This window comes from Providencia sp. PROV004 (assembly GCF_011045615.1).
GTDB lineage: Bacteria > Pseudomonadota > Gammaproteobacteria > Enterobacterales > Enterobacteriaceae > Providencia > Providencia rettgeri.
Map to the genome: position 1 here is coordinate 2,823,256 of NZ_CP042859.1, position 15,300 is coordinate 2,838,555.

18 protein-coding genes are annotated in these 15,300 nt (G+C 40.9%); 12 read left to right on the forward strand and 6 right to left on the reverse strand.

The genetic code is table 11. The features are described 5' to 3' along the window. The 4 genes from FVA69_RS12725 (at window position 1) to FVA69_RS12740 (ending at window position 3,899) form a co-directional block, all read left to right on the forward strand. A complete protein-coding gene (locus FVA69_RS12725) occupies window positions 1-891 on the forward strand; it encodes a manganese/iron ABC transporter ATP-binding protein (protein WP_109911242.1) in 891 nt (296 codons plus the stop codon). Further along, a complete protein-coding gene (locus tag FVA69_RS12730; RefSeq protein WP_109911241.1) occupies window positions 888-1,778 on the forward strand; it encodes a metal ABC transporter permease in 891 nt (296 codons plus the stop codon). The genes FVA69_RS12725 and FVA69_RS12730 overlap by 4 nt, the downstream gene beginning before the upstream one ends. Further along, window positions 1,771-2,637, forward strand: a complete 867-nt coding sequence (locus FVA69_RS12735) for a metal ABC transporter permease (RefSeq protein ID WP_042851806.1) — start codon at window positions 1,771-1,773, stop codon at window positions 2,635-2,637. Before FVA69_RS12730 ends, FVA69_RS12735 begins: the two co-directional genes overlap by 8 nt. Before the next feature lie 392 nt (window positions 2,638-3,029). Continuing rightward, window positions 3,030-3,899, forward strand: a complete 870-nt coding sequence (locus tag FVA69_RS12740) for a fructosamine kinase family protein (protein WP_004910334.1) — start codon at window positions 3,030-3,032, stop codon at window positions 3,897-3,899. Between the two features lie 161 nt (window positions 3,900-4,060). Here FVA69_RS12740 and FVA69_RS12745 read toward each other — a convergent pair whose 3' ends face one another. Beyond that, the gene (locus FVA69_RS12745; protein ID WP_004910331.1) at window positions 4,061-4,600 is read right to left on the reverse strand and encodes a YniB family protein; all 540 of its coding nucleotides are present in this window, start codon (window positions 4,598-4,600) and stop codon (window positions 4,061-4,063) included. 295 nt (window positions 4,601-4,895) lie between these two features. On the opposite strand from FVA69_RS12745, the gene hxpB reads away from it, so the two are divergent. The 4 genes from hxpB (at window position 4,896) to FVA69_RS12765 (ending at window position 8,539) form a co-directional block, all read left to right on the forward strand. After that, window positions 4,896-5,561 carry a hexitol phosphatase HxpB gene (gene hxpB / locus FVA69_RS12750; RefSeq protein WP_123382036.1) on the forward strand — a complete coding sequence of 222 codons (666 nt, stop codon included), beginning with the start codon at window positions 4,896-4,898 and terminating at the stop codon, window positions 5,559-5,561. Window positions 5,562-5,753: 192 nt separating this feature from the next. After that, complete coding sequence (locus tag FVA69_RS12755; RefSeq protein ID WP_109911238.1) at window positions 5,754-6,329, forward strand: metal-dependent hydrolase; 576 nt, start codon at window positions 5,754-5,756, stop codon at window positions 6,327-6,329. A gap of 181 nt (window positions 6,330-6,510) precedes the next feature. Beyond that, a complete protein-coding gene (locus FVA69_RS12760; RefSeq protein ID WP_004910323.1) occupies window positions 6,511-7,902 on the forward strand; it encodes an L-cystine transporter in 1,392 nt (463 codons plus the stop codon). Window positions 7,903-8,149: 247 nt separating this feature from the next. Further along, on the forward strand, window positions 8,150-8,539 hold the full coding sequence (locus tag FVA69_RS12765) for a YkgJ family cysteine cluster protein (protein ID WP_004910319.1): 390 nt from the start codon (window positions 8,150-8,152) through the stop codon (window positions 8,537-8,539). Window positions 8,540-8,634: 95 nt separating this feature from the next. Here FVA69_RS12765 and FVA69_RS12770 read toward each other — a convergent pair whose 3' ends face one another. Further along, window positions 8,635-9,639, reverse strand: a complete 1,005-nt coding sequence (locus FVA69_RS12770; RefSeq protein WP_164528921.1) for a luciferase-like monooxygenase — start codon at window positions 9,637-9,639, stop codon at window positions 8,635-8,637. Window positions 9,640-9,818: 179 nt separating this feature from the next. Between FVA69_RS12770 and FVA69_RS12775 the strand changes: the two genes are divergently transcribed. Both FVA69_RS12775 and FVA69_RS12780 read left to right on the forward strand, forming a co-directional pair. Then, the gene (locus FVA69_RS12775; protein ID WP_109911236.1) at window positions 9,819-10,214 is read left to right on the forward strand and encodes a hypothetical protein; all 396 of its coding nucleotides are present in this window, start codon (window positions 9,819-9,821) and stop codon (window positions 10,212-10,214) included. Between the two features lie 301 nt (window positions 10,215-10,515). Next, window positions 10,516-10,704, forward strand: a complete 189-nt coding sequence (locus FVA69_RS12780) for a YegP family protein (RefSeq protein ID WP_004263611.1) — start codon at window positions 10,516-10,518, stop codon at window positions 10,702-10,704. A gap of 113 nt (window positions 10,705-10,817) precedes the next feature. On the opposite strand, the gene FVA69_RS12785 is transcribed toward FVA69_RS12780, so the two are convergent. Both FVA69_RS12785 and FVA69_RS12790 read right to left on the reverse strand, forming a co-directional pair. After that, window positions 10,818-11,135, reverse strand: coding sequence for an AzlD domain-containing protein (locus FVA69_RS12785; protein WP_004910308.1), 318 nt, complete (start codon window positions 11,133-11,135; stop codon window positions 10,818-10,820). A gap of 2 nt (window positions 11,136-11,137) precedes the next feature. Then, the gene (locus tag FVA69_RS12790; protein ID WP_117162016.1) at window positions 11,138-11,803 is read right to left on the reverse strand and encodes an AzlC family ABC transporter permease; all 666 of its coding nucleotides are present in this window, start codon (window positions 11,801-11,803) and stop codon (window positions 11,138-11,140) included. An 82-nt stretch (window positions 11,804-11,885) separates the two neighbouring features. Here FVA69_RS12790 and FVA69_RS12795 point away from each other — a divergent pair, with 82 nt between their 5' ends. Continuing rightward, entirely contained in the window at window positions 11,886-12,446 is a 561-nt protein-coding gene (locus FVA69_RS12795) for a helix-turn-helix domain-containing protein (protein WP_004910302.1), read from the forward strand. Window positions 12,447-12,513: 67 nt separating this feature from the next. After that, on the forward strand, window positions 12,514-12,690 hold the full coding sequence (locus FVA69_RS12800) for a DUF2526 family protein (protein ID WP_004910298.1): 177 nt from the start codon (window positions 12,514-12,516) through the stop codon (window positions 12,688-12,690). A 127-nt stretch (window positions 12,691-12,817) separates the two neighbouring features. On the opposite strand, the gene FVA69_RS12805 is transcribed toward FVA69_RS12800, so the two are convergent. Beyond that, a complete protein-coding gene (locus FVA69_RS12805) occupies window positions 12,818-14,002 on the reverse strand; it encodes an amidohydrolase (RefSeq protein ID WP_004910295.1) in 1,185 nt (394 codons plus the stop codon). A gap of 57 nt (window positions 14,003-14,059) precedes the next feature. Then, entirely contained in the window at window positions 14,060-15,295 is a 1,236-nt protein-coding gene (locus FVA69_RS12810; RefSeq protein ID WP_109911235.1) for a Zn-dependent hydrolase, read from the reverse strand. Window positions 15,296-15,300 lie beyond the last annotated feature (5 nt).

Sequence of the window (15,300 nt, forward strand, 5' to 3'; positions counted from 1 at the left end):
ATGAATCACTCAAGTCAATTCGAACACCCGAATCTTATCGTCGATGATGCGACTGTGACATATAATAATGGTCACACCGCTATCTATGACGCAAGCTTTACTATCTCTGGTGGCTCTATTTGTGCCTTAGTTGGCGTAAATGGTAGTGGTAAGTCAACGCTATTTAAAACTATTATGGGGCTTGTCACCCCATCTTCTGGCAGTGTGACATTAAATGATCAACCGATAAAAACCGCGCTTAAAGAAAACGTGATTGCGTACGTCCCACAGACAGAAGAAGTAGATTGGAATTTTCCCGTTCTCGTTTCTGATGTCGTGATGATGGGTCGTTATGGCAAAATGGGTTTTTTTCGCATCCCTAAACAAGCAGATAAAGACGCTGTCAAAATGGCATTAGAGCGAGTTGACCTTGCAGGGCTTGAGCATCGACAAATAGGCGAGCTCTCAGGAGGCCAGAAAAAACGAGTTTTTTTAGCGCGGGCGCTCGCACAAGAAGGTAAAGTTTTACTCCTCGATGAACCCTTCACTGGGGTTGATGTTAAAACCGAAAATGCCATTATTGACCTGCTACGTAGTTTGCGTGACGAAGGCCATCTCATTCTCGTTTCAACTCATAACTTGGGCAGTGTGCCTGAGTTCTGCGACCATGTTATCTTAATCAATCGCACTGTTTTAGCGAGCGGGCCTACTGAAACGACATTTACGCAACGAAACCTGCAACAAGCTTTCGGTGGTGTATTGCGTCATATTAACCTGTCTGGTCAAGAGCTTCATGACGATGATGACCCGCGCTCTGTCACCGTCATTACCGATGATGAAAGAGCGGCTGTATTCTATGGTCATGACCATGATGCACCCGTTCGAAAAAACCAAGCTAAGGGTTCCGAATGATTGAGATGTTATTACAGCCCTTTGAATATGATTTTATGATAAAAGCCATTTGGGTCAGCGCCATTGTTGGTGCTGTCTGTGCATTCTTATCGGCGTATTTGATGTTGAAAGGCTGGTCATTGATGGGAGATGCCCTCTCCCACTCCGTTGTTCCTGGGGTGGCGGGTGCTTATGCTTTAGGTTTACCCTATGCGGCAGGCGCCTTTTTTACCGGGATCCTTGCGGCACTTGCCATGACATTAATAAAGCATCTAACTCGTTTACGTGAAGATGCTGTTATTGGCTTTATCTTTTCTACTTTTTTCGCGGCAGGTTTGTTGATTGTTTCATTGAATCCAACATCTGTTAATGTACAAAGTATTATTTTTGGTAATATTTTAGGTATTGCGGATTCTGACGTATTACAAGTAGAAATTATTATCGGCGTTTCATTTATTATCCTGTTGTGCTTATGGAAAGATTTATTAGCCGTTTTTTTCGATGAAAGCCATGCACGCTCAATAGGTTTGAATCCTCTACGCCTAAAAATTATTTTCTTCACATTATTAAGTGCGTGTACTGTTGCTGCTTTACAAACAGTTGGCGCAATCCTTGTGATTGCGATGGTCGTCACACCAGGTGCGACTGCCTATTTATTAACCGACCAATTTAAACGCTTACTCATTATTTCAGTCACGATTGGTACCGTAACCAGTGCTGTTGGTGCTTATATCAGTTATTTCCTTAATGGTGCTACAGGTGGGTTAATAGTCACCTTACAAACCATTATTTTCCTACTGGCATTTTTCTTTGCACCTAAGCACGGTATTTTTGCCTCAAAACGTAAAGCCAAACAGGAAGTCGCCCGGCTGCACCAATCACACCAACAAGGAGCATCTCATGAGTGATTTCATTGACTTACTGATGGCTCCGTTTGCATTTCCCTTTATGCAAAAAGCATTGATTACAGCCATTGTCAGCGGAACGGTATGCGCTATCCTCTCTTGCTTTTTAGTATTGAAAGGTTGGTCATTGATGGGCGATGCAATTTCCCATGCCGTTTTACCGGGGATCATTATTGCTTCTTTACTCGGTATCCCATTAGCGATAGGGGCATTTGCATCTGGCTTGTTTTGTGCTGTGGCTACAGGTTATTTAAAGGAAAATAGCCGTATAAAAGAAGATACGGTGATGGGTATCGTCTTCTCAGGCATGTTTGCTATCGGCTTGGTTATGTTTGCTAAAATAGATACCGAACAGCACCTTACGCATATTCTATTTGGTGATATTTTAGGGATAACCGATAGCGAGTTTAAACAAATATTACTATTTGCAGGGGTAACCATTGCAATTATCCTACTGAAACGTAAGGATTTCATGTTGTATTGCTTTGATCCTAACCAAGCACGAGTCATTGGCTTGCCTGTGAAGTTAATCCATTATGGCTTGCTATCGCTACTCGCTCTCACCATTGTTGCTTCATTGCAAGCAGTTGGTATTATTTTGGTGATTGCAATGCTAATTTCCCCAGGCATCATTGCTTTTGTGTTATGCCGTAGTTTTGGGAAAATGCTCATCGTCGCTATCATTGCTTCGGTAACATCGAGCGTTATTGGGACTATCCTGAGTTTTCACATCAACGCAACAACCGGACCAACTATCGTTGTTACACAGGCTGTGTATTTTGTGATTGCATTACTGTATAGCAAAATCGTATTAGCCCGCAAAAAAGGGCAAGCTAACCCACAAAGTATGCATACAGCCTGATAATTGAATGCTCTAAAAGTAAAAAGCTGAACTCACAAATTCGTAAGTTCAGCTTTTTATTAAAACAATCAATACTTACTACCAGCCTAATGTTTTAACGCATTTTCGTCGTACAACGTTAATCCCGCCCCTACTTATCCCTCATAAACTTTCATTGCTAGGCTTCTCGCTGATAATGTGAGTTCTGTAGCTACTTATTTCCAATTATTTGAACATTCTCATTTGGTTCGTCACACGTTAAATTTGAGTCACTCTCTGATTATAGTTATCAACCTGATAATTAATTAACTATTTCGTGATAGCGGCTTCTTTTTAAGCAATTATCACTGTTAATTCCTAAACTGCCGCTATAGTATTATATTAATGAAGACCAAAGCAGAGCGAGGTGAGTCATGTGGCAAGCAATGTGTCGTTTATTAAGTGAACACTTAGGTGAGGCGGAGCTACGTAACAAAGTCATTCTCTCTGGTGGTGATATTCACCATACGTTAAGAATTGACTATGGCGAACACACCGTGTTCATTAAACAAAATCGGCGTGAGTTTTTGCCTTTATTTAAACAAGAGGCTGAACAACTTGAAATGCTCGCTAAAAGCCAAACTATAACCGTTCCTAAAGTTTACGGTGTTGGCAGTAATAAGCACCATAGTTTTCTTCTGCTCGAATATTTCCCTCTAAAACCTTTCGATAACACCAATGCATGGCATTTTGGTCAACAACTAGCACGTCTACATCAATGGGAAGAGCAGCCTAGTTACGGGTTTGATTTTGATACAATGCTAAGCACAATTGTACAGCCTAATGGCTGGGAAAAGCGTTGGAATTCATTTTTTGCAGAAAAGCGTATTGGCTTACAATTACAACTCGCCTCCGAAAAAGGAATGGTATTTAGCGATATTCAGCAAATTGTCGATATTGTTAAGGACAAACTTGCAGGACATCAACCACAACCTTCTTTATTACATGGTGATTTATGGCCAGCAAACTGTGCTATCACTCAAAATATTGAAGGAGTACTGTATGACCCCGCCTGTTATTGGGGCGATAGAGAATGTGATATTGCGATGTTACCGTTATATCAAGAACTTCCGATCCAAATTATCGATGGCTACCAAAGTGTTTGGCCATTGCCAAATGGATTTTTAGATAGGCAACCAATCTATCAGTTATATTATTTACTCAATCAAGCCCATATCTTTGGTAATGAACAAAGCTACCACCAAGCACAAACAATTATTGATAACCTACTCAACGAAAAATAAGCTCCTGTTTTTTAATATTAAGTACGACGAATAGTTAATTTTCTAAATAATTCGCGTTATGAGTAGGCGGCAAGTGCAGATATCTCTGGGAGCATACATCAGTATGTGACCCGAGTAGCTAAACGCAGCCAACACCCTCATAACGTGACGTATGACGAAAATTACCAGTTAAGGAAGCGTAGAAGAAAATACAAGCCAACCCCCAATACAATTGGCCAAAAATAAAGAAGAAAAAATTGAGAGAAAATGGTGTGACGTGGAATAGTTACCTTAGCTTCTAGTTCTTCTTTTGAGATGTCTATGCCTTTTGCTTTTTCTATAATCACGTGGTCTTCTAAGCTTTCACGGATAAACTTAATTTGTCGGTACATGCGCAAACCTGATGCACTTAATGCAAGCCCAACAAAAATAAAAATAAAAATGATGATAAAGCCGATATTGCTGCCAGAAAACCCATTAGCAACTTGAGGTACTGGTGAGTTATTCCAAAAGAAATTTAGGAAAGGCGTAGTTTGACGGGCCATTTCCGCCATTAATTTAATAAAATCATTAGCGACTGCATTGATCCCTTCACCTGCAAGCCCCTTCATGCCAGCCAGTTTAATTAAAGACGCCAATGTCGAAATTAATGCTAACAGAAAAACAACCCAACCCAGAATACGTTTGCCGATTGCGACATAATTGGCATTATGGTAATTCATTACTGCTTTTCCTCAGCGTTATTATTTTTGATAAATTTTTACAATGATTTTTCAACGCTAATCATAGCTGAAAAAAGTCATCGTCTCCAAATTTCAATTCATAATTGATAACAATATTTAGACTTTCAGACTAATCAAAATAGTATGGTTATTAATTATCATTATATTTTTACTTCATGCTGTCCGATAATTCTTCAATATTGCCCTAATACTGACCTCAAGTAATACGCTTGAAGCCTGTTTACTGATATCATTGCTCCTTCGTTAATAGATACGACATGAATGGAGTTTTGACATGTACCATAATCTTCCCATCCAATCGGTCATTTTTGATATGGATGGTTTACTGATCGACTCGGAACCTTTTTGGGCACAGGCTGAACTTGAGATTTTTTCACAATTGGGTGTCGACGTTTCAATTGCTGATACCCTGCCTGATACCTTAGGTTTACGTATTGACCATGTGGTGGAGCTTTGGTACCACGCTTCCCCTTGGCAAGGATGCAGCCAAGAAGAAGCCACACAACGCATCATTGACCGTGTTGTTGGCTTAGTTGAAGAAACTCGCCCTATTCTACCCGGTGTGCAACATGCCATGGAACTTTGCCGGTCAATGGATTTAAAAATTGCCCTGGCTTCTGCTTCTCCTTTATACATGTTGGAAAAAGTATTAAACCTTCTGGATATTCGTGATTATTTCTCTGCGGTTATTTCTGCGGCTAATTTACCCTTGAGTAAACCTCATCCTGAAGTTTATCTTAAAGCAGCAGCTGAGTTATCAACTAAACCGGTCAATTGCGCATCATTAGAAGATTCATTTAACGGTATGATTTCTGCAAAAGCGGCCAGAATGCGTTCAATTGTGGTACCTGACAGCAAGCATTTTAATGATCCGCGCTTTGGTTTAGCCGATATCAAACTAGCCTCACTGAATGACTTAAAGGCTGAACATTTACGTTAAGAATACTTTGTGTGTCTAAGAAGTGTTCTCCCCTATCTAACTTAGGTAGGGGAATTGTGTTAATTTATAAAATCCTTTCCTTATCTGCTAATAAATAAGAGTTTTTTTACCTTTCTAGTACTATCATATTCTTTTCAAACACTTTATACTGCCAATCAACTGTATAGATAAACAGATGGTATTTTATCCACCATGACAGCTGAAGGGCATCTGCTTTTTTCCGTCGCCTCTTTAATAATGGCTCATAAACTTCAAATCACCCCAGAGATTGCTCATGGTGATTGGCTGCACATGGTTCCAGGAGCCTTATTAGGCGCATTATTGCCCGATATTGACCACCCCTCCTCAATTCCTGGTCGATTACTGCGGATTTTCTCATTACCCATTTCCAAGCTTTGTGGGCACCGTGGGTTTACTCATAGCCTAGTTGCATGGTTTCTATTGATGATTTCTTGTTATCAATGGGTACCTAAAGAATGGGCAATCCCAAATGATATTATCCAAGCCTTTTTATTGGGTTATATCAGCCATCTAGTCGCCGATATGCTCACGCCTTCGGGGGTACCGTTACTATGGCCACTCCCCCAACGTTTTTGTTTTCCCATGATCCGCGGTAAAAATAGCCAACGTGGAGAACGCTTTGTTGCCATTATTTTGACCGTTTGTGCCTGCTTATTACCCGCAGGTTACCAATTCGATTTTTATAATCACGTTGATGTGATTATAAAATACATTCATAATCAAATAGATACATACTTCCCTACATAATTTATAGTTTTGTCATATAATGTAAGTATGAATAATACTATCTTATTACTTTTTGGTATAAGAAATGTGTTTTATCAGCTGATAACATATAACCAGTTGTTTGAAGTAACTAAATCCTTATAACAAATAAGGATTAAAGGGCAAGTAACACACCTTATAAAAATATGATTTGGAGTTCGGAATGAATATTCCTCTAATTATTAATGTGCTCGGCTTTGTAGCACTACTAATACTGTTGGCAAAACTAGGGGCTAAAGGCTGGAGCCTATCTAAAAAAGTTTTAGTCGGTCTGGTTTTCGGTGTTGCCTATGGGGTAATACTGCACCTCGTGTACGGTAGTGGCCACCAAACGGTAAAAGACTCCATTCTGTGGTTTAATATTGTCGGAAATGGGTATGTGCAGCTATTACAAATGGTGATTATGCCATTGGTATTTGCTTCAATTCTAAGTGCGGTGGCAAGATTACATAAAGCCTCTTCACTGGGTAAAATTAGCTTTTTAACAATTGGCACTTTGTTATTTACCACTGCTATTGCTGCGTTAGTTGGTATTTTAATTGCCAATGTATTCGGCCTGACCGCAGAAGGTTTAGTTCAAGGTCAATCTGAAACTGCTCGCTTATCTGCAATAGAAAGCAATTATATTGGGAAAGTTTCTGACTTAACCGTACCTCAATTAATTTTATCATTTATTCCAAAAAATCCATTTGCGGATTTAACTGGAGCAAATCCAACATCGATTATTAGTGTCGTTATTTTTGCTGCCTTCCTCGGCGTTGCCGCACTACAATTGTTTAAAGATGATAAAGAGCGTGGTGAAAAAGCCTTAGCTGCAATTGATGTTATGCAAGCTTGGGCAATGAAATTAGTTCGCTTAGTAATGCGTTTAACGCCGTATGGTGTGATGGCGCTGATGATTAAAGTTGTAGCAAGTTCAAACTTACATGACATCATCAACTTAGGAACCTTTGTTATTGCCTCTTATGTTGCATTAGGCATTATGTTTGTCATACACGGTATTTTAGTTGCGACAACAGGCTTAAACCCGATTAAATTCTTTAAAAAAGCTGGGCCAGTGTTAACCTTTGCATTCACGAGTCGTTCAAGTGCAGCAAGTATTCCACTGAATATTGAAACACAAACACGTCGTTTCGGTATCCCTGAGTCCATTGCTAGTTTCTCAGCATCTTTTGGTGCAACGATTGGGCAAAATGGTTGTGCAGGTATCTACCCTGCAATGTTAGCGGTAATGGTAGCACCGACAATGGGAATCAACCCATTCGATCCACTGTGGATTGCGACATTAGTCGGTATTGTTACTATCAGTTCAGCAGGGGTTGCTGGTGTTGGTGGCGGTGCAACTTTTGCAGCGTTAATTGTACTACCCGCAATGGGCTTACCTGTCACATTAGTTGCTCTGTTAATCTCAGTTGAGCCATTAATTGATATGGGCCGTACTGCGTTGAATGTCAGTGGTTCAATGACAGCAGGTACTGTCACTAGCCAATTGATGGGTGAAACCGATAAAGCGATATTCAACCAAAATGATGACGCAGATTTAAAACACGTTTAATTTGTCATCATAGTTCAAACAAAAACCTGCCTTCTGGCAGGTTTTTTTATGGTTATCACAAATACGTCAATTTTATTAATCTTGGTGAACATTAAAAAAACCAGTTTTTTGTGCTAAATAATATTGCAATAAACTGGAATTACGTAAGATAATAAAGCCTGAGCAACGTTTTCTTGAGCTTCCTGCTTGTGTTGCGTCAACCCATTTCCTATGGGTATTTTATCAACATCATTTATGGTTTTTTAATATGACTAATAATGTCCATATCCTAAAAACTGCGTCTTCTGAAAACCCTTGTGTAAGCTGCGGTGCATGTTGTGCCTATTTTCGTGTCTCTTTTTATTGGGCTGAGGCAGAAAGTGGCGGTGGTGTTGTACCACAACATTTAACTGAGCAAATTACCCCATTTATGAGTTGTATGCATGGCACCAATCAAAAACAAAATACCCGCTGTACTGCTTTAGAGGGCACTATTGGTGAGTGTGTGTCTTGTTCGATTTATGCACAAAGACCCACACCGTGTCGTGAGTTCGAACAATCTTGGCAGGACGGTGTTTACAACGAAGCCTGCGATAGAGCGCGTGCTGCTCACGGTTTACCCCCCTTAGAGCCTCATCAACCACAAATAGCTTGCTAGCCGTCAATGACCCAGATTTTTCTGGGTTATCTCTTTTTTGCATCAAGTCTGAAAAATGCGTCCTTGCACTGGTGTTAACCGCTCAGCTATATACATTACATAATTTCGTTCATTACCTGCATCGCTAACTCAAAAGAGTGCAAACGAGCTTGATGATCAAAAATTTGGCCATTAACCATAATTTCATCCGCTTGAGTTTGCCTCAATATCGTTTCCAACCCATGGCGTACCTTGGTTTTATCCCCTACCAGTGACATCCCTAATGCTTGTTGAACACCAAATTCCTCGGCAGGTGACCAAATGTTTTCCATGCTCTCGACTGGTGCAGGAAGTTGAGAGGGTTGGCCACGACGTAGCATGACAAAGGCTTGCTGCATCGATGTAAATAAAAATTCCGCTTCACGTTGAGTCTCTGCGGCAATGATATTGATGCAAACCATTGCATACGGCTTAGGTAGTCTCTGCGATGGCTGGAAATTAGCACGATAAACATCCAACGCTTGTAATAGCAAATCAGGTGCAAAATGAGAGGCAAAAGCAAAAGGGAGCCCCATCTGCGCAGCTAACCTTGCACTGTATAAACTCGACCCTAGCAACCAAACTGGAATTTTTTCGCCAAACCCCGGTACTGGACGCACTGCTGGATCTGGGTTTATGGCATCAAACCAATTAATAATTTGCGCTACATCTTGCGGGAAATTATCGATATCCGTGTTCATATGGCGACGTAAAGCTTGCATCGTCCGTTGATCACTTCCTGGTGCACGCCCTATGCCTAAATCGATACGTTCAGGGTAAAGTGTATTTAGCGTGCCAAATTGCTCTGCAATCACCAACGGTGAATGATTCGGTAACATGACACCACCAGAACCTAAACGTAAAGTGCGCGTATTAGCAGCAAGATAGCCGATTAATACCGAGGTGGCCGCACTTGCAATCCCTGTCATATTATGGTGTTCCGCAAGCCAATAACGATGATAACCGAGTTTTTCGGCTAGTTGGGCAATATCAAGAGAATGAGCAAAGGCCTCTTTCGCTGTCGAACCCTGAATGATTGGTGCAAGGTCGAGCAACGAAAGGGGAATTTTTTTATCTGACATACACACTCACTTTGTTAGAGTTTTGTTGAACCTAACTTACCATCCTAGACTATCCCCTTTGATGTCTCCAGCACTGAAATTTGCATTAGCACAAGTGGTCTAAAAAAGTAAATTATCGTCTACTAACCTACTGTTTTATAAAAATTATGGAATAAGCTTGAATAAAAAGTGCAGTAATTATGGAGCTTCCGTCAGGGGAGGTAAAAGCAATTGCGAGACGAAATGAATTGGTCAATGATTTGCTCATCACCAATACAGAGGAAACTGAAATGAAAAAATTAAATACAAGCTTATTAGCCTTAGCATTATTAACCGTCGGTTTTACTGCGGCAGCAAATGGTGTGAACCAAAAAATGCCTCGTCAGCACATGGGTAACCATCACAATATGGTATACAGCGTTGCAGAACAAACGACGACACCGAATGAAACTGTAAAAAAACTGGCCAATAGTGCGCCTAAAATTGAAGATGGCAAACGCTATATTGTCAAAGTTACAGTGATGGAAGTCCCTGAATTTAAACCAATGAATACCATGCCAACACCAGAACCAATTGGTGCTCCAACTGCAAAGTAACAGTTAGTATCAATGAGGATTAATGAAGTTATCGGCAAAACCTTTTATATCGATAAGTACAACCAGATAGCTGTTACAAGAAAAAGCCGATATTTTAGTCAGATAATAAAGAGTTCTATATATCCTACGATTGCCTCTGCTTCCCAGAGGCTTTTTTTTAAAAAAAGTTTATCCGAATTGAATCTTTTCCCCTAGTAATAACACCTAATAGCGACTAATCTTAATTCAAGCAGATTGTTAATATCAGCTACCTATTAACACTTTGTTTGACATCCTTTCAATAGAAAATCAGGAGCTTAACATGGGGTATTTTGAATTAAAAAAATCCACTAAAGACGTTGCTCAGCCTTACTATTTCGTTTTAAAAGCAGCAAATCATGAAGTGATTGCTAAAAGTGAAATGTATGCTTCCAAGCAATCTGCGCTAAAAGGGATTGCCTCTGTCCAAAAAAATGGCTCTTCTGAAACAATAAAAGATCTCACTGAGTAAATTTCAGTGACCCCAACTCTCTTCAAGTCGGGGTCACTTTTTTATCTGCTCTAGCTTATATAAGCTATATAAATATGCGCTATTCAGATTAACTCTAATTAGAATAACCTTATTTAGAATAACCTAAGTAACGCAGTCACAATCGCAGCTGACAAAACAATGATAATAAATGGCTTTTTAAACCACGTTAGTACCCCTGCCACCAGCACGCCTACAATTTTAGGCCAATCAGAAATCTCATCACCGGAAAATAATGTCGACGTCGCTGCCACTGAGAATAAAATGACAATGGCTGCTGCTGAAAATAACATTTTACTATTTTCAGAAAGTACCACTCGGCCGCGCAACAAAGCACCTGACGCTCGCATTAAATAAGTACCTGCCGCCAACAACAAAATACCGCTAATAATTAACCATGGGTTATTTGTCATTATTATTTCCTTATATAAATAACCAAGCTCAATAATGCCAGTAATACAGGGATCCCCGCGGGTAATACTGGTGTGGTTGCAACCGCAATAACTGCACCAATAATGGCAGCTAACCGCAGGCGTTTATCCGATAACGCAGGTAATGAAAGCGCTAAAATAATTGCAGGAAACATCGCATCCATCCCATATATATGCGTATCACTAATAAAGCTACCCAAGACTTCACCTATCACGACCCCTATTGGCCAACACAATAGAATACCGATCCCACACAACCAAAAAGCTGCGCGTTTTTCTGATTCAGTTTCTTGTGCTAAACCAAATACAACACTCTCATCGTTCATAATATGGTAGCCCAGTAATGACTTCGCTCCTTTCCCCGTTAATTCGTTAGTTGCAAAACTAAAAGGGATATGTCGTGAATTGACTAACAACCCCGCAAGTGCAGCAGAAAGCGGGCTACCTCCTGCAAAAATAACACCAATAAACAAAAACTCAGACGCCCCTGCGAGCACTAAAATAGATAAAGTAAGTGGTACCCACCAATCAAAACCTTGCGAAAGCGCTAAAGCGCCATAAGAAATGCCGACAATTAAGTCAGCAAAACAGACAAGAGCTATATTTTTCACTGTGCTATGATTTAATGTTGAGCTTATTGAAGTTAGCATCCCTAGACCGTTCGATATATAATACATTCGTTCATTATGTCGATAGATAGTATAAAGTGCAATCTAAATAGGAAAATTAAAATTGAATCTACCTTCCCCGCCCATTGAGTTGATTTCGAAAGCCCTTAGTCGTGAAAGACAAAAAAGCGGGCTATCCCTATCAGAACTATCTCGCAAAGCCGGTATCGCTAAATCTACACTTTCTCAATTGGAATCTGGTAGCGGTAACCCAAGCATTGAAACTTTATGGGCACTTTGTGTGGCTTTAGACATTCCTTTTGCGCGATTAATTGAAGAAAAACAAGAGGCTGTCACTGTGATCCGTCATGGGGAGGCGATACCGGTCAGCGCTGAACACGCGAACTATTTGGCCTTTTTGCTCTCATCAGCCCCTGCTGATTCGCGACGTGATATTTATACTGTGGTTGCCCAGCCCGGTCGTGACCGTATTTCAGAGCCTCATATGCATGGTGTCAGCGAGCACATCATTATTATGTCCGGCAGAGCGTTAGTCGGCCCATTGGATAACCCTGTTGAGTTACAGGTTGGGGACTATATTCACTACCCCGGAGATGAGCCGCATATAATGCGAGCCTTAGAACCCAATACGATGGCAGTTATGGTGATCGATAAACAGAATTAATCACCTATCTAACCCATTAAATTTTGCGTTATGATAACTTTAGTGAATATTAATTGGAGCCTGCTTTATGTCCTACTATGATGAAATTGTTGAAAAAATAAATCAACTGATTGAAGAAAGCTCAGTTCATAATATGAATGAAATGCTAATGCAGCTATCCCATGATCAGCAAATCAACCAAGAACAACGTTTTGAACAACAACAGCGTTTAAGAGAAGCTATTTTTATTCATCACGACAAATAGCAGCCATACAATAGGCCGCTATTCGCAGTTTTAACCAATCTTAATAGGCAAAATAAATAGGCAGTAGGGCTAGTGGTAACCCCGGTATTGGCAAAATAACTAGCCCTAATAGCATTAACATACTCAATTAAAATTCCTGTTGCTGTAAATAACTCCACGCATATTGCGCATGAAGTTCAGCCCCTGTCGCCATCGTGTCTTCATCAATATTAAAGCAGCCATGATGATGCGCCCATTGAGTGTCTTTTTCGGCATTTCCTGTGCCTAACAAAGCAAAGCACCCTGGGATATTTTCAATGTAGAAGCTGAAGTCTTCACCGCCCGGTGTCGGTCTTTCATTAATCAGAGCTTGTTCACCAAAAGCTTGTGAAATCACTGACTGAGCCAGTAGCGCACTACGCTCCTCATTAATAACAGGCAATGTCCCATAGATATAATCAACATGCGCAGTCGCCCCATAAATAGCCGCTGTATGCTCTGCATAACGACGGATCGCAGCTTCGATACGGTTACGAGTTTCGATATCAAAACAACGTACCGTGCCGTCCAATACTGCATTTTCAGCGATAACATTGAAACGTGTCCCGACATCCATTTTACCTATCGTGACCACGGCTGAGTCTAAAGAAGACGTTTCACGGGAAACAATCGCTTGTAAATTCATGACAAATGCAGAAGCAACAACCGCAGCGTCAATGGTGGCCTCTGGCATAGAACCATGACCACCACGGCCTTTAAAGGTGACTTTTAGTAAATCTGCGGAAGCAAAAGAGCCTCCCACATTACAAGATACTTTTCCTGATGGTGTGGTTGTCCAAATGTGCATACCAAAAACGTTATCCACATTTTCGATTGCGCCTTGTTTGATCATGGCTAATGCGCCTTGAGCAATTTCTTCTGCGGGTTGGAAAATCAAACGCACATTACCGGCTAATTCTTCACGTACTTCATACAACGCTTTAGCTGCGGTTAATAGCATTGCCGTATGCGCATCATGGCCACAAGCATGCATTTTACCTTCAATAGTCGATTTATATTCTAATGAATCGTTCAATTCCAAAACGGGTAATGCGTCTATATCTGCACGCAGAGCAACTGTTTTACCTGGCTTACCGCCTTTAATTTCAGCAATAACACCTGTCGGTTCGGTTAATCGATACGCTATTCCAATTTTGTCTAATTCTTCTGCAATACGTTTTGTAGTACGTATTTCTTCAAACGGTAGTTCAGGGTGAGCGTGTAGATCACGACGAAAAGCAATCATTTCCGGTGTGTGTTTTTTGATTGCCGCTGTAATTGTTTTGTTGATCATTTTTCTACCTTTTTACCCTATTACACAACCAGATGATTTACCTGGTTTATTTATTAATTAGCATTCTATTAATGACTTAACAGTAGCAAACATCACATCTGCACCTCTTGCAATTTGTGCATAATCCGTCCATTCATCTGGATGATGGCTTAACCCATTACGACTTGGCACAAATATCAATCCTGTTTGAGTAATACCTGCAAAAATCATAGTGTCATGCCCTGCGCCACTGACCATTGAACGAAAACGTAAGTTTTGGTCGCTAGCATGTTGTTGCATCAGTTGATGAATATCACTATTGAGCTCCGTTGGCTGAACATATAACGGCTGAACAATATCGCTTGAAATAGCTAATGAATTGCTAACTTGCTCAGTTAACTCAATAACTTGCTCAATCACCTTGCGTAACGCAATATCATTTTTGGAACGAATATCAACGCTAAAAGTGACTTCGCTTGGGATGACATTAGCCCCATTCGGCAATACCGCTAACCGCCCCACAGTCGCCACCGTATTATCCCCCACTGCCGTTGCTAGCGCAGGGATTTGGCTAATGATTTGGCTAGCGCACACTAATGCATCGGCTCGCATATTCATCGGTGTGGTACCTGCATGGCCTGCTTTACCTGTCAATTTAATTTCTAACTGGCTGATGCCTACGATAGTTTCTACGATCCCTACATCTTCATTCGCCTGTTCTAACACTGGGCCTTGTTCGATATGTAGCTCTAAGAACGCTTTGACATTTTTAGGATTAAGAACTGCTTGCGCTGCATTGTCTGCATTGAACCCAGCTGCGGCCATGCGTGCAGCAGCACTCACGCCTTGCCTATCCTTTAACTGATATAATTCTTTCGTACCAATCAGGCCGGTTATTACACTCGAAGCCATCAAACCACGACCAAAACTGGTACCTTCTTCTTCAACCAACGCAATCACTTCTAAGGGATATTTCGGTGTTAAATTTTGTTCGCGAATACGCGCCACAACATCCAAACCGGCGACAATTCCCGCAGGACCATCAAATGCCCCACCGTGAGGGACCGAATCAAAATGTGAACCGACTATGACTGCAGGCAAATCCGGTTGTTGGCCTTCTAAGCGCCCATAAATATTGCCGATAGCATCTTCACGAACGTGTAATCCTAAGGCGCGCATTTCTTGTTTTAGATAATCACGCGCTTGTTTATCTTGTTCGCTATAGCTCATCCGCGTAGTACCCTGACCCGGCGTTGCGGTGTATTCTGCCAATTGTTCTAAATGGCGCTGAATTCTTGAAGTACTTGTTTCCATTATTT

Coding starts and splice junctions, on each gene's coding strand:
- FVA69_RS12725 (WP_109911242.1), top strand. CDS start 1: ATGAATCACTCAAGTCAATTCGAACACCCGAATCTTATCGTCGATGAT.
- FVA69_RS12730 (WP_109911241.1), top strand. CDS start 888: ATGATTGAGATGTTATTACAGCCCTTTGAATATGATTTTATGATAAAA.
- FVA69_RS12735 (WP_042851806.1), top strand. CDS start 1,771: ATGAGTGATTTCATTGACTTACTGATGGCTCCGTTTGCATTTCCCTTT.
- FVA69_RS12740 (WP_004910334.1), top strand. CDS start 3,030: ATGTGGCAAGCAATGTGTCGTTTATTAAGTGAACACTTAGGTGAGGCG.
- FVA69_RS12745 (WP_004910331.1), bottom strand. CDS start 4,600: ATGAATTACCATAATGCCAATTATGTCGCAATCGGCAAACGTATTCTG.
- hxpB (WP_123382036.1), top strand. CDS start 4,896: ATGTACCATAATCTTCCCATCCAATCGGTCATTTTTGATATGGATGGT.
- FVA69_RS12755 (WP_109911238.1), top strand. CDS start 5,754: ATGACAGCTGAAGGGCATCTGCTTTTTTCCGTCGCCTCTTTAATAATG.
- FVA69_RS12760 (WP_004910323.1), top strand. CDS start 6,511: ATGAATATTCCTCTAATTATTAATGTGCTCGGCTTTGTAGCACTACTA.
- FVA69_RS12765 (WP_004910319.1), top strand. CDS start 8,150: ATGACTAATAATGTCCATATCCTAAAAACTGCGTCTTCTGAAAACCCT.
- FVA69_RS12770 (WP_164528921.1), bottom strand. CDS start 9,639: ATGTCAGATAAAAAAATTCCCCTTTCGTTGCTCGACCTTGCACCAATC.
- FVA69_RS12775 (WP_109911236.1), top strand. CDS start 9,819: ATGGAGCTTCCGTCAGGGGAGGTAAAAGCAATTGCGAGACGAAATGAA.
- FVA69_RS12780 (WP_004263611.1), top strand. CDS start 10,516: ATGGGGTATTTTGAATTAAAAAAATCCACTAAAGACGTTGCTCAGCCT.
- FVA69_RS12785 (WP_004910308.1), bottom strand. CDS start 11,135: ATGACAAATAACCCATGGTTAATTATTAGCGGTATTTTGTTGTTGGCG.
- FVA69_RS12790 (WP_117162016.1), bottom strand. CDS start 11,803: ATGCTAACTTCAATAAGCTCAACATTAAATCATAGCACAGTGAAAAAT.
- FVA69_RS12800 (WP_004910298.1), top strand. CDS start 12,514: ATGTCCTACTATGATGAAATTGTTGAAAAAATAAATCAACTGATTGAA.
- FVA69_RS12805 (WP_004910295.1), bottom strand. CDS start 14,002: ATGATCAACAAAACAATTACAGCGGCAATCAAAAAACACACACCGGAA.
- FVA69_RS12810 (WP_109911235.1), bottom strand. CDS start 15,295: ATGGAAACAAGTACTTCAAGAATTCAGCGCCATTTAGAACAATTGGCA.